Genomic DNA, 12,345 nt, shown 5'->3' with positions numbered 1-12,345 from the left:
GGGCCGGCCGGGCGGACCGGCCGGGACGGGCGATCCTGCAGACCTGGACGCCCGAGCATCCGGTCCTGCAGGCCTTGGCGGCCGGCGACCGGGACGCCTTCGTCGAGGCCGAGATGGCCGAGCGCGAGGCCGCCTCCTTGCCGCCCTACGGCCGGCTGGCGGCGCTGATCCTGTCCAGCGAGAACGCCCAGGCGGTGGAGAAGACGGCGCGGGATCTGGCCGAGGCGATTCCCAACGCCGAACGGCTGGAGGTCTATGGCCCCGCCGACGCCCCCCTGGCCCTCGTCCGGGGGCGGCGCCGCAAGCGTCTTCTGGTGCGGGCGGACCGGGACGTGGACCTGCAAGGCTTCCTGCGGGTCTGGCTGGGCCGGGTGAAGATTCCGGCCTCCGTGCGCCTGAACGTGGATGTCGATCCGTATAATTTTCTGTAGGGCGCCGGCGACGCAGTCTCCCTCCCCAGGAGGGGAGGGAGACCCCTATCTCGGTCCAGTCAGCCGGATTTCGAAGACGTTCGGCCAGTTCTTGCCGGTGACGAACAGGCGCCGCCCATCCGGATCCCAGGCGATGCCGTTCAGGACGTCGTCGTTACGGTCCATGCCGGCTCGGTCGGGGAGCAGGCCGGTCAGGTCGACGACGCCGACGACCTGTCCCGTCGCCGGGTCGATGCGCACGATGGCGTCGGTGCGCCAGACGTTGGCGAAGACCTCGCCGTCGATCCACTCCAGCTCGTTGATCTGGCGAAGCGGCTGGCCGTTCAGCGTCACCGGGACCCGGCCGGTCTCGGCGAGGGTGGCGGGATCCAAGAAGCGGAGTTCGTCGGTGCCGTCGGACATGATCAGGCGCGCGCGTCGTCGGTCAGCCCCCAGCCCTCGCCGGAATAGGCGAATTCGGCTTGCGGGCGCAGATCGCGGGCGTTCCAGATGAAGCCCTTGCCGTTGCGCCACGTCAGGCTGAGCACCCGGCCGCCGATCTCGGTCAGGCCTTCGCCGAAGTAGGCGGTGTCCAGCACGCGGCTGCGCAGGACCGCGCCGTCCTCGAGCCGGACCTGGCGGACGGTGGACGGATAGCGGCCCGTGCTCTCGATGAAGCCGCCGTCGTGCCAGACCAGCCCCTGGGTGAAGGCCGTCGGATCGTGCGGCCAGGCGCGCACGACCTCGAAACCGTAGACCGGAACCGGAGACGAGACCGGCGCGGGAGAAGCGGTCTGGGCGACCGCCGCGGCGGGAGCCAGCAACAGCGCCAGGGCGAACGCCGCGGCCCGCATGGTCAGACGCCGGGCTCGGCGGTCTCGGCCCTGTTCAGCGCGTCCTGCCGCGCCTGCTCGGCCTGGGCCTTCCTCGCCGACGCCGCGCGTCCCAGCATGTTCAACCCTTCGATCAGGGCCGAGAAGGCCATGGCGGCGTAGATGTAGCCCTTGGGCACGTGCACGCCGAAGCCGTCGGCGATCAGCACCATGCCGATCATCAGCAGGAAGCCCAGGGCCAGCATGACCACGGTCGGGTTCTTCTCGATGAAGTTGGCCAGGGGGTCGGCGGCCAGCAGCATGCACAGCACGGCGATGACCACGGCGACCATCATGATCGGCACGTGATCGGTCATGCCGACCGCGGTCAGGATGGAATCGATCGAGAAGACCAGGTCCAGCAGGATGATCTGGAAGATCGCCGAGCCGACGTTGGAGATGACCAGGTCCTTCTTGTCCTTCTCCAGCAGATCGGTGCTGGGCGTGGTGTCCACCGCGTGGTGAATCTCCTTGGTCGCCTTCCAGACCAGGAACAGGCCGCCGGCGATCAGGATCAGGTCGCGCCAGCTGAACGAGGTCTCCCACCCCGCGCCGGCCAGGCCCAGGTCGAAGACCGGCTTGGTCAGGCCGATGATCCAGCCGATGGTGGCCAGCAGGCCCAGGCGCATGATCAGGGCCAGGCCGATGCCGATGCGGCGGGTTTGTTGGCGGTGCTCGGGCGGCAGCTTGTTCGACAGGATCGAGATGAAGATCAGGTTGTCGATGCCCAGCACGACTTCCATGACCACCAGGGTGATCAGGGCCGCCCAGGCGGCGGGGTCGGACAGGAGCGCGGTGATTTCGGTCATGGATCGGGGATAGGCCAGCAGCCGTGGTCGCGCCAGATTATTTCACCCTAGGAGGGCGCGTCAGGGCGCCGCGCCCGTCGCGCCCTCTGGACCGCGCCCGCGGGCTCGCCTAGCCAAGGCGGACCACACTCCTTCTCAAGGTGACCCGTGCCCTCAGGCCTTGCCGCCCTTCTCGACGACGTCGCCACCATCGCCAAGATGGCCGCGGCCTCGGTCGACGACGTGTCCGCCGCCGCCAGCCGCGCCAGCATGAAGGCGGCGGGGGTGGTGGTCGACGACGCCGCCGTGACGCCCGGCTACGCCATGGGCTTCTCGCCCCAGCGCGAGTTGCCGATCATCGGCAAGATCGCCCTGGGGTCGTTGAAGAACAAGTTCCTGATCCTGCTGCCCGGGGCCCTCCTGATCAGCGCCTTCGCGCCCTGGGCCCTGACGCCGCTGCTGATGGCCGGCGGCGCCTACCTCTGCTTCGAGGCGGCCGAGAAGCTCTGGGAGAAGCTGGCGGGGCACGACGGCGGCGAGACGGCGGCCGACGAACTGGCCCTGGCCTCGGACGAGCAGGAAAAGAAGATGGTCGGGTCGGCCATCCGGACCGACCTGATCCTCTCGGCCGAGATCACGGCCATCGCCCTGGCCGATCTGGCCGAGCGCCCGCTGGCGACCCAGGCGGCGGCCCTGGCCCTGGTCGGCCTGCTGATCACGGCGGGAGTCTACGGGGCCGTGGCGTTGATCGTGAAGATGGACGACATCGGCCTGCATCTGGCCGAGCGCGGCGCGGCGTCGACGCGGGCGCTGGGCCGAGGCCTGGTCCGAGCCATGCCGATGGTGCTGACCGGCCTGGCCTGGATCGGCACCGCGGCCATGCTGTGGGTGGGCGGAGGAATTCTCGTTCACGGCCTGCACGAGTTCCATCTCGACGCCGTGCCGGGCCTGGTCGAGGGCGCGGGGCGCGTGGCCGGACGGGTTCCGTTCATCGGGCCCGTGACGCAGTGGCTGGCCACGGCCGCCGCCTCGGCGGTCGTGGGCCTGCTGGTCGGCGGCGTGATCGTGGCGCTGCTGCACCTGATCCCGCGCAGGCGCGCTCACTGAGGTTCCGCCGACCGTTCGGGCCGCGCCTCAGTATCCCGCGATCAGGTCCGCGACGATCGGGAAATGGTCCGAGATCACCCGGCCGCCGAAGGAGTCGGTCGGCACGGCGAACCGCTCGACCGACAGGCCCGGCCCGACGAAGACGTGGTCGATGGCGACGCCGTCGTTGTCCTTGGCGATGTCGAAGCCGTTGAAGGTGCCGGCCGGGCCGAAGTCCACCGGACTGATCGCGCGGGCGTCGCGCAGGCCCGCGGCGACGATGCGGCGGTAGGCCTCGGTCTGCGGGCCAGTGTTGAAGTCGCCCATCAGGACGACCTGGGCCGCCTCGCCGTCGACCATCGCGGCCTCCAGGCCGGCGGCCTGGGTCGCGCATTCCTCGCGCGCCCGGACCCCGATGTGGTCGAAATGGGTGTTGCGCACGTCCAGCACGCGGCCGTCGCGCCGATCGCGCAGCACCACCCGGGTGATCGTGCGGGGCAGGGCGGCGTCCCAGCCCTTGGACGGGCGATCCGGCGTGGGCGAGCACCACTGGGTCTCGACGCTCAGCCGTTCGTAGCGGTCGCGCCGCCAGAACAGGGTCGTGGTCTCGCCCGCGCCGGCCCCGTCGTCCCGGCCGACGCCGTAGTGGTCATAGGCCGGCAGCTGCGCCGCCAGATAGCCGACCTGGTGCGGCAGCGCTTCCTGCAGGCCCAGCAGGTCGGGGTCGAAGAAAGCGATCTGGCGCGCCATGTGCGGGCTGCGCTCGCGCCACGGCGGATTGTCGGAGGCCCCGTCGAAGCGGATGTTGTAGCTCATCACCCGGGTGACGCCGGGCTCTCCGGCGCCCGCGGCGTGGGCGGCGGCCAGAACGGCGCAGGCGGCGAGAAGGGCGAGCGGTCGGGCGTGGATCATGACGGGCCGCCTCCGGGGCTGGGAACGAGGGATCATTCCGCCGAAGGCGTCCGGCGGTCGAGACCTCAAATCGCGTTACGGTGCGACGGGCCGCCTCGGTTGCGGTTCGGGGGTTCCGATGCTATCAGGCGCCCGGCTGAGCCGGAGGGCGCGTCGTAAGGCGCGTCCCCGGCGTGCTTTCTTCAAGCATTTCAGTCTTTTGACGGGCGCGAGCATTCGCCGCCGGTCGCTCAACCGAACGCTAACCGCGCGGACCTTGTAAGTGGCTGACGAATTCAGAACGACGGAAGTCGGCGAGCGCTATGCACAGGCGCTGTTCGACCTGGCAGACGAGACCGGCGCCCTGGACGCCGTGCGCGCCGATTTGAAGTCGCTGCGCGCCGCCTGGACCGAAAGCGCGGACCTGCGTCGCCTGGCGACGTCGCCGGTGATCAAGGCTGAAGATCAACAAAAGGGCCTCGTGGCCATCGCCGACAAGGCGAAGTTCAACGGCGTGACCAGGAATTTCCTCGGCCTGCTGGGCCAGAACGGTCGCGCGGGCGACCTGACGGCCGTGATCGCGGGCTTCGAAGCCCTGTACGCCAGGAAGACCGGCGTCGTCGCCGCCGAGGTGGTGACCGCCCAGGCGCTGACCGCCGCCCAGCTGAAGACGATCCAGACCACGCTCCGCGACTCGCTGGGCAAGGATCCCGAACTGACCGCCCGCGTCGATCCGACGATCCTGGGCGGCCTGAAGGTCAAGGTGGGCTCGAAGCTGTTCGACGCCTCGCTGAAGACCAAGCTCGACCAGATGAAGTTCGCCCTCAAGCGCGCGTAAGCGCGAGCCGACAACACGAATGCAGCGCGCCTGACGGCCCGCCCAGAAGACGAAGACAGAGAGATCCAAATGGACATCCGCGCCGCCGAAATCTCGGCCATCCTCAAGTCGCAGATCGCCAACTTCGGCGTGGAGGCGGACGTCTCGGACGTCGGCCAGGTGTTGTCGGTCGGCGACGGCATCGCCCGCATCCACGGTCTGGACAACGTCCAGGCCGGCGAGATGATCGAATTCCCCAAGGCCGGCGTGAAGGGCATGGCCCTGAACCTGGAGCGCGACAACGTCGGCGCCGTGATCTTCGGCGCGGACGCCGCCATCTCGGAAGGCGATGAAGTTCGCCGTCTGGGCGAGATCGTGGACGTGCCGGTCGGCAAGGGTCTGCTGGGCCGGGTGGTCAACCCGCTGGGCGAGCCGATCGACGGCAAGGGCCCGATCCAGTTCACCGAGCGCCGCCGCGTCGACGTGAAGGCGCCGGGCATCATCCCCCGCAAGTCGGTGCACGAGCCGATGCAGACCGGCCTGAAGGCGATCGACACCCTGATCCCCGTCGGCCGCGGCCAGCGCGAGCTGATCATCGGCGACCGTCAGGTCGGCAAGACCGCCGTCGCCATCGACACCATCCTGAACCAGAAGTCGGTCAACGCCACGGACGACGAGTCCGCCAAGCTGTACTGCATCTACGTCGCCATCGGTCAGAAGCGCTCGACCGTCGCCCAGATCGTGAAGACCCTCGAGGAGTCGGGCGCGCTGGACTACACCATCGTGGTCGCCGCCACCGCCTCGGAGCCGGCCCCGCTGCAGTTCCTGGCCCCGTTCGCCGGCACCGCCATGGGCGAGTTCTTCCGCGACAACGGCATGCACGGCCTGATCGTCTATGACGACCTGTCCAAGCAGGCCGTGGCCTACCGCCAGATGTCGCTGCTGCTGCGCCGCCCGCCGGGCCGCGAAGCCTATCCGGGCGACGTCTTCTACCTGCACAGCCGCCTGCTGGAGCGTTCGGCCAAGCTGAACTCGGACTACGGTTCGGGCTCGCTGACCGCCCTGCCGCTGATCGAGACCCAGGCCAACGACGTGTCGGCCTACATCCCGACCAACGTGATCTCGATCACCGACGGCCAGATCTTCCTGGAATCCGACCTGTTCTACCAGGGCATCCGCCCGGCCGTGAACGTCGGCATCTCGGTGTCGCGCGTGGGCTCCTCGGCCCAGACCAAGGCGATGAAGAAGGTGGCCGGCACCATCAAGGGCGAGCTGGCCCAGTACCGTGAAATGGCCGCCTTCGCGAAGTTCGGCTCGGACCTGGACGCCTCCACCCAGAAGCTGCTGGCCCGCGGCGCCCGTCTGACCGAGCTGCTGAAGCAGCCCCAGTACAGCCCGCTGACCATGGAAGAGCAGGTCGTGTCGGTCTACGCCGGCACCCGCGGCTACCTGGACGGCGTGGCGGTGTCGGACATCGGCCGCTTCGAATCGGAGCTCCTGGCCCGCATCAAGTCGTCGAACCCGGGCCTGCTGGAAGGCATCCGCACCAAGAAGGACCTGACCCCGGAGCTCGAGACCGAGCTGAAGGGCGTCCTGGAAACCTTCACCAAGACCTTCGCCTGATCTGACCGTTTAGGGACTAGGAAGAGCAGCCCGGATGGCCAGCCTCAAGGAAATGCGCAATCGGATCGGAAGCGTGAAGTCCACGCAGAAGATCACGAAGGCCCTGAACATGGTCGCCGCGGCCAAGCTGAAGCGCGCCCAGGATCAGGCCGAAAGCGCCCGCCCGTACGCCCGGAAGATGGCCGCGGTCATCGCTAACCTGGCCGCCGGCGTGTCCGGCGACGGCGCGCCCAAGCTGCTGGCCGGCACGGGCCGCGACCAGAAGCACCTGGTCGTCGTCGCCACCGGCGACAAGGGCCTGGCGGGCGGCTTCAACACCAACGTCATCCGCGCGGCCAAGGAGCGGATCAACGAACTGGTCGCCCAGGGCAAGGATGTCCGGATCGTCGCCGTGGGCCGCAAGGTCCGCGACGGCCTGGCCCGTCTGTACGGCGACAAGCTGGTGAAGACGTTCGAGATGAGCGACCACAAGGTCGTGGGCCTGCCCGCGGCCGAGCCGATCGCCCAGCTGATCGCCGACGAGTTCGAAGCCGGCCACGCCGACGTCGTGACCCTGTTCTTCAGCCGCTTCCAGTCGGTCATCTCGCAGGTGCCGACGCCCAAGCAGCTGATCCCGGCCCAGGTCGACGCCGGCGCCGAGCCGATCAACCTGAACGGCGCGGTCTACGACTACGAGCCCTCGGAAGAGGAAATCCTCGAGACCCTGCTGCCGCGCAACATCACCACCCAGATCCTGGCCGCCCTGTACGAAAACCAGGCCAGCTTCTTCGGGGCTCAGATGGGCGCCATGGACAACGCCACCCGCAACGCGGGCGACCTGATCAACAGCCTGACCCTGCAGTACAACCGCAAGCGCCAGGCCCAGATCACCACCGAACTGATCGAGATCATCGCCGGCGCGGAAGCGCTCTGATCCGACCCGAACACACAAGACACGACTTTCCGAACGGAACGAACCGATGACCGACACCGCCGCCCCGAAGAAACCCGCCGCCCGGAAGCCCGCCGCTCCGAAGGCCCCGGCCGCCAAGAAGACCGCCGTCGCGCCGAAGGCCTCGGCCGGCGTTGCGACCGGCCGCATCGCCCAGGTGATCGGCGCCGTCGTCGACGTCGAGTTCGACGGCCACCTGCCGGCCATCCTGTCGGCCCTGGAGACCCAGAACGTCGACCAGAAGACGGGCGAGCCCTTCACCCTGGTGCTGGAGGTCGCCCAGCACCTCGGCGAGAACATGGTCCGCACCATCGCCATGGACACCTCGGAAGGCCTGACGCGCGGCCAGCCGGTGATCGATACGGGGAACTCGATCCTGGCCCCGGTCGGCCCGGGCACGCTCGGCCGCATCATGACGTCGTCGGCGCGCGATCGACGAGCAGGGCCCGATCAAGACCACGATGTACCGCCCGATCCACCGCGAGGCGCCTTCGTTCGAAGAGCAGTCGACCTCGTCGGAAATCCTGGTCACGGGCATCAAGGTCATCGACCTGATGTGCCCCTACACCAAGGGCGGCAAGATCGGCCTGTTCGGCGGCGCGGCGTGGGCAAGACCGTGACCATGCAGGAACTGATCAACAACATCGCCAAGGCGTACGGCGGTTATTCGGTCCTTGCCGGCGTGGGCGAACGCACCCGCGAAGGCAACGACCTGTATCACGAGATGATCGAGTCCAACGTGAACGTGGACCCGACCAAGAACGGCGGCTCGACCGAAGGCTCCAAATGCGCCCTGGTCTACGGCCAGATGAACGAGCCGCCCGGCGCCCGCGCCCGCGTCGCCCTGACCGGCCTGGCCCAGGCCGAGTACTTCCGCGACGAGGAAGGCAAGGACGTGCTGCTGTTCGTCGACAACATCTTCCGCTTCACCCAGGCCGGCTCGGAAGTGTCCGCGCTGCTGGGCCGCATCCCGTCGGCCGTGGGCTATCAGCCCACCCTGGCCACCGAGATGGGCAACCTGCAGGAGCGCATCACCTCGACCAAGAAGGGCTCGATCACCTCGGTCCAGGCCATCTACGTCCCCGCCGACGACCTGACCGACCCGGCGCCCGCCGCCTCGTTCGCCCACCTGGACGCCACCACCGTTCTGTCGCGCGACATCGCCGCCCAGGCCATCTTCCCGGCCGTGGACCCGCTGGACTCGACCTCGCGGATCATGGACCCGCTGGTCATCGGCGAGGAGCACTACCGCGTCGCCCGTTCGGTCCAGGAAGTGCTGCAGCAGTACAAGGCCCTGAAGGACATCATCGCCATCCTGGGCATGGACGAGCTGTCGGAAGACGACAAGCTGATCGTGTCGCGCGCCCGCAAGATCCAGCGCTTCCTGTCGCAGCCGTTCTTCGTGGCCGAGCAGTTCACCAACTCGCCGGGCAAGTTCGTCTCGCTGGAAGACACGATCCGCTCGTTCAAGGGCATCGTGGCCGGTGAATACGACCACCTGCCGGAAGCGGCCTTCTACATGGTCGGCGCCATCGAGGAAGCCGTCGAGAAGGCCCAGAAGCTGGCCGAGGCCGCCTGAGCCATGGCCGGCAAGCTCAGCTTCTCGCTGGTGTCGCCGGAACGCGAGGTCTTCTCGGGCCTCGTGGACCAGGTCGACGCTCCGGGCGCCGAGGGCGACTTCGGCGTCCTTGCGGATCACGCGCCGTTCATGACCGCCCTGCGCGAAGGCGTGGTGACGGTCATCGACGGCGGCTCGCGCCGTCAGTTCGACGTCCACGGCGGCTTCGCCGACGTCACCCCGGCCGGCCTGACCATCCTGGCCGAACAGGCCGTGGAAATCGTCGCGGCCTGATCCGGCGATGGCGGGGCCGGACGCCGTTCTGGCCCTGGCCTGGATCGGCGCGATAGCCGGCCCGATCGTCCGCATCCTTGTGCTCCGGCGGCTGCTTCGCGGCCGCCGGATTTTTCTTGGCCGGAGTCTGCGGAGATCGTGGTCCTGACGGTGCATGCGCCGGAGCGAAGGTCCTAGAGATTGTCGTGACGGAAGGCCATGATGACCGGGTCGGGAGGGAGCGAAACATGAAATCCACCATCGCCATCGCCGCCTGCGGCCTGGTTCTGGCCTCGGGCGCGAGCGCCCAGGAGAGGCGGGGAGACGGGTCGCCGCCCTGGGCCTCGCTGACCTCGCCGACCGCGGCGCTCAAGGTGGTGCTCGACGAGGTCTGCTTGCCGGCGATCATCGAAGGACGGCCGATCGGGGACCTGGCCGAGGCGCGGTATATGCTCTCCGTTCCGCCGCGTTCGACAGGCTCGTCCCAGGCGATCGCGGCCTGGCGGCTGGGTTCGTGGCATACGATCTATGTCATTGCGCTGCCCAACGGAGGGTGCTCCGCCTCGCTGGGGGAGGGGAACGCCGAGGACCTCTACGCCGCCGCCGTCGAGATGATCCGCGCGCGAGGCGTCTTCGCGCCGGGCCGGGTCATGTCCGCCCGCGACGGCCAGGCCGAGAACACCGCCTGGTGCTCGCCCGAGGCGGAACGCACCCTGGTGGTCGGCCTGCTGAAGCGGACCTCCGGGCGAGGGCCGGTCCTGGTGATGAACGTCTTCCGCGCCCAGGCCGCTCGTCCGTCGTTCTGTCCGCCCCTGGAGCCTTGACCGCCCGCCTCGGCGCCCTAGATAGACGACGCAAGACGAGGCCACGTCCTCGCCCCGCGCGCCGATGCCGGCCCGGGTCAAGCCCGGGACGGCCCGGCCCTTTGCAAGGAGGGCCGAACCATGGCCTGGGCCTATCTTCTCGTCGCCGGTCTGCTCGAAATCGTGTGGGCCTATTTCATGAAGCAGTCGGACGGCTTTTCGAAGCTGTGGCCTAGCCTGGCCACGCTCGGTTTCATGGTCGTCAGCTTCGCCCTGCTGTCCCTGGCGATGAAGCACCTGCCGATGGGCACGGCCTACGTCGTCTGGACGGGCATCGGCGCGGTGGGCGCCTTCATCGTCGGGGTGGTCTTCCTGGGCGAGCACCTCAGCCCGCTACGGGTCCTGGCCGCCCTGCTGGTTCTGGCGGGCCTGGTCATCTTCCGCCTGGCGCCTGGCGGAGCGTCACACTGAGGCTGTCCCTGGCCGGAGCGGCGCGGTAGGGTCGCCAAAAGGAGGCCCTGCATGCTCGAGCTCCGGCCCAACTGCGAATGCTGCGATCGCGACCTGCCGTTCGACAGCCCTGACGCCCGCATCTGCACCTTCGAGTGCACCTTCTGCGTCGACTGCGCGGATGGGACGCTCGCAGGCGTCTGCCCGAACTGCGGCGGCGGGTTCGTCCCCCGCCCGATCCGTCCGGCGCGCCTGATGACCCGGTATCCGGCCTCGACGACGCGGGTGCTGAAACCGCAAGGCTGCCGGGCGGCCTAGGCTCGCCGCGTCAGGAAGGTCAGAGCGATCGCCCGTTCCCGGTCTCCCGGAAGGCGGTCGTCTCGGGTCGGAACTGACCGCATTTCACGCACACGTCTCCGCCCCGCCGTTCCGACCAGGAGAAGGTGTGGCTGCACAGCCGCCTTCGAATCGTCTTGAGCATCGGGTGTCCCCGTACCGGTCGCCACGCCCCAGCAACGGTTTGCGCACCGTCTGAAACCCGATCGGCGGAAAAGGTTGCAGACTGCGGTTCGCCGGATCTTCCTCCGCCGGACGACTTCGTCCGTCTTCGGAGCGGTCAGATGACCAGCGCGGCGAACGCCGCGGTCACCTGTTCGTAGGCGGCGCGCTTGAACGGCACGATAAGGCTCGGCGCCTCGTCCAGGCCTCCCCAACGCCAGGCGTCGAACTCGATCTCGGCGTGCCGCTCAAGGTCGATCTCGGATTCGTCGCCGGTGAAGCGGAAGGCGAACCACTTCTGTTTCTGGCCTTTCCAGCCCCGGGCCTGTTTGGATCCGCCGTAGCCGGCGGGGAAGTCATAGGCGATCCATTGCTGGATCTCCGCCAGCAGTTCCACGGAGACCACGCCCGTCTCTTCGGCCAGCTCGCGGCGCGCGGCGGCTTCGTAGTCTTCGCCGTCGTCGACGCCGCCCTGAGGAAACTGCCAGTTGTGGGGCCCCGGCGTGCCCGCCCTGCGGCCGTACCAGACGCGTCCGTCCGGGTGGAACAGGACCACGCCGACGTTCGGGCGGTGGAGCGAGAGATCGGGTTCGGCCATGCCGTTCCCCTTACGACCGAGGCCCGAGGCGGTCTAGCGTCCGGGCCGCTGCGTCATCGCGCTCGCCGGGGCCAACTGCAGGCCGCGCGCCTCCAGGCCGGCGGTCCAGCGGGCGACGGCCTCGACCGTGACCGGATAGCTGAAGCCCGATCCCATGGCCGAGCCGCGGGCCTTGGCGAGCGCCTCCAGGGCGTTCAGCTGGCCGACGATGGCGGCGGGCGACTGCTCTTCGTCGATGATCCGGTTGGCGCTGGCGCGGGCCCAGGCTCCCGGTCGGCGGCTCATGGAGCCGTCGTCGACGAAGGCGACGCCGCGCTGGCGCAGGACGGTCATGAAGGCGGTCATGCCGGCGTCCGAGGCGGCGAACCGGTCGCCGAGGTAGTTGGTCACGGCGAAATAGCCGGTCGCGCGCCCCAGCAGCCAGTTCATCTTGGCCTGGACGTCTGCCGGCTCGGCCGAGGCCAGGAGGGTGTAGGGGCCCGGGTCCGTCTGGGGGTAGCCGGTCGGCTCCATCGGAATCTCGATCATCACCTCATGGCCCTGGGCGCGAGCCAGGTCGATCCAACCCTGCAGCCCTTCGGCGTACGGGACGAAGCTGAGGGTGACCTCGGCCGGCAGCCGCTCGATGGCGGCGCGGGTGGTGACGGCGTTCAGGCCCAGGCCGCCGACCACCAGGGCGATCCTGGGTCGGCCGTTGGCCACGAACGGGCGGGCGTAGGCCTGGGCCCGGGACGCGGCCGTCCGGCG

11 protein-coding genes and 4 pseudogenes are annotated in these 12,345 nt (G+C 69.0%); 10 read left to right on the top strand and 5 right to left on the bottom strand.

Going from position 1 to position 12,345, the window contains the following annotated elements; genetic code table 11:
- Window positions 1-431 (top strand): annotated as a pseudogene (locus AC2W7C_RS06300) (primosomal protein N'); the annotation flags it as partial.
- Window positions 432-476: 45 nt separating this feature from the next.
- On the opposite strand, the pseudogene AC2W7C_RS06295 reads toward AC2W7C_RS06300, so the two are convergent.
- Window positions 477-1,264 (bottom strand): annotated as a pseudogene (locus AC2W7C_RS06295) (glutaminyl-peptide cyclotransferase).
- A 2-nt stretch (window positions 1,265-1,266) separates the two neighbouring features.
- Window positions 1,267-2,091, bottom strand: a complete 825-nt coding sequence (locus AC2W7C_RS06290) for a TerC family protein (RefSeq protein WP_486000677.1) — start codon at window positions 2,089-2,091, stop codon at window positions 1,267-1,269.
- Window positions 2,092-2,238: 147 nt separating this feature from the next.
- Here AC2W7C_RS06290 and AC2W7C_RS06285 point away from each other — a divergent pair, with 147 nt between their 5' ends.
- Window positions 2,239-3,177 carry a DUF808 domain-containing protein gene (locus AC2W7C_RS06285; protein ID WP_486000676.1) on the top strand — a complete coding sequence of 313 codons (939 nt, stop codon included), beginning with the start codon at window positions 2,239-2,241 and terminating at the stop codon, window positions 3,175-3,177.
- A gap of 27 nt (window positions 3,178-3,204) precedes the next feature.
- Here AC2W7C_RS06285 and AC2W7C_RS06280 read toward each other — a convergent pair whose 3' ends face one another.
- On the bottom strand, window positions 3,205-4,068 hold the full coding sequence (locus tag AC2W7C_RS06280; protein WP_486000675.1) for an endonuclease/exonuclease/phosphatase family protein: 864 nt from the start codon (window positions 4,066-4,068) through the stop codon (window positions 3,205-3,207).
- A gap of 262 nt (window positions 4,069-4,330) precedes the next feature.
- Here AC2W7C_RS06280 and AC2W7C_RS06275 point away from each other — a divergent pair, with 262 nt between their 5' ends.
- The 8 genes and pseudogenes from AC2W7C_RS06275 (at window position 4,331) to AC2W7C_RS06240 (ending at window position 10,820) form a co-directional block, all read left to right on the top strand.
- Entirely contained in the window at window positions 4,331-4,885 is a 555-nt protein-coding gene (locus AC2W7C_RS06275; protein WP_486000674.1) for a F0F1 ATP synthase subunit delta, read from the top strand.
- 69 nt (window positions 4,886-4,954) lie between these two features.
- Window positions 4,955-6,487, top strand: a complete 1,533-nt coding sequence (gene atpA, locus AC2W7C_RS06270; RefSeq protein ID WP_486000673.1) for a F0F1 ATP synthase subunit alpha — start codon at window positions 4,955-4,957, stop codon at window positions 6,485-6,487.
- 34 nt (window positions 6,488-6,521) lie between these two features.
- The gene (locus tag AC2W7C_RS06265; RefSeq protein ID WP_486000672.1) at window positions 6,522-7,400 is read left to right on the top strand and encodes a F0F1 ATP synthase subunit gamma; all 879 of its coding nucleotides are present in this window, start codon (window positions 6,522-6,524) and stop codon (window positions 7,398-7,400) included.
- A 46-nt stretch (window positions 7,401-7,446) separates the two neighbouring features.
- Window positions 7,447-8,997: pseudogene (gene atpD, locus AC2W7C_RS06260) on the top strand (F0F1 ATP synthase subunit beta).
- A 3-nt stretch (window positions 8,998-9,000) separates the two neighbouring features.
- Entirely contained in the window at window positions 9,001-9,270 is a 270-nt protein-coding gene (locus AC2W7C_RS06255; protein WP_486000671.1) for an ATP synthase F1 subunit epsilon, read from the top strand.
- Between the two features lie 227 nt (window positions 9,271-9,497).
- A complete protein-coding gene (locus tag AC2W7C_RS06250; RefSeq protein ID WP_486000670.1) occupies window positions 9,498-10,073 on the top strand; it encodes a hypothetical protein in 576 nt (191 codons plus the stop codon).
- Between the two features lie 120 nt (window positions 10,074-10,193).
- Window positions 10,194-10,523 carry a DMT family transporter gene (locus AC2W7C_RS06245; protein ID WP_486000669.1) on the top strand — a complete coding sequence of 110 codons (330 nt, stop codon included), beginning with the start codon at window positions 10,194-10,196 and terminating at the stop codon, window positions 10,521-10,523.
- A 51-nt stretch (window positions 10,524-10,574) separates the two neighbouring features.
- Window positions 10,575-10,820: a DUF1272 domain-containing protein gene (locus AC2W7C_RS06240; protein ID WP_486000668.1), complete on the top strand. Its 246-nt coding sequence runs from the start codon at window positions 10,575-10,577 to the stop codon at window positions 10,818-10,820.
- Between the two features lie 298 nt (window positions 10,821-11,118).
- Here AC2W7C_RS06240 and AC2W7C_RS06235 read toward each other — a convergent pair whose 3' ends face one another.
- A complete protein-coding gene (locus AC2W7C_RS06235) occupies window positions 11,119-11,598 on the bottom strand; it encodes an RNA pyrophosphohydrolase (RefSeq protein ID WP_486000667.1) in 480 nt (159 codons plus the stop codon).
- A gap of 33 nt (window positions 11,599-11,631) precedes the next feature.
- Window positions 11,632-12,345, bottom strand: a pseudogene (locus AC2W7C_RS06230) (divergent polysaccharide deacetylase family protein); the annotation flags it as partial.

The sequence above is a fragment of the Brevundimonas sp. CURTG3B2_SDJG genome (genome assembly GCF_057364705.1).
This window is presented reverse-complemented; position numbering and strand designations above follow the sequence as displayed.

Bases quoted from the DNA above. Each gene is read 5' to 3' on its own strand.
- AC2W7C_RS06290 (WP_486000677.1), bottom strand. From the start codon at position 2,091: ATGACCGAAATCACCGCGCTCCTGTCCGACCCCGCCGCCTGGGCGGCC.
- AC2W7C_RS06280 (WP_486000675.1), bottom strand. From the start codon at position 4,068: ATGATCCACGCCCGACCGCTCGCCCTTCTCGCCGCCTGCGCCGTTCTG.
- atpA (WP_486000673.1), top strand. From the start codon at position 4,955: ATGGACATCCGCGCCGCCGAAATCTCGGCCATCCTCAAGTCGCAGATC.
- AC2W7C_RS06265 (WP_486000672.1), top strand. From the start codon at position 6,522: ATGGCCAGCCTCAAGGAAATGCGCAATCGGATCGGAAGCGTGAAGTCC.
- AC2W7C_RS06255 (WP_486000671.1), top strand. From the start codon at position 9,001: ATGGCCGGCAAGCTCAGCTTCTCGCTGGTGTCGCCGGAACGCGAGGTC.
- AC2W7C_RS06250 (WP_486000670.1), top strand. From the start codon at position 9,498: ATGAAATCCACCATCGCCATCGCCGCCTGCGGCCTGGTTCTGGCCTCG.
- AC2W7C_RS06245 (WP_486000669.1), top strand. From the start codon at position 10,194: ATGGCCTGGGCCTATCTTCTCGTCGCCGGTCTGCTCGAAATCGTGTGG.
- AC2W7C_RS06240 (WP_486000668.1), top strand. From the start codon at position 10,575: ATGCTCGAGCTCCGGCCCAACTGCGAATGCTGCGATCGCGACCTGCCG.
- AC2W7C_RS06235 (WP_486000667.1), bottom strand. From the start codon at position 11,598: ATGGCCGAACCCGATCTCTCGCTCCACCGCCCGAACGTCGGCGTGGTC.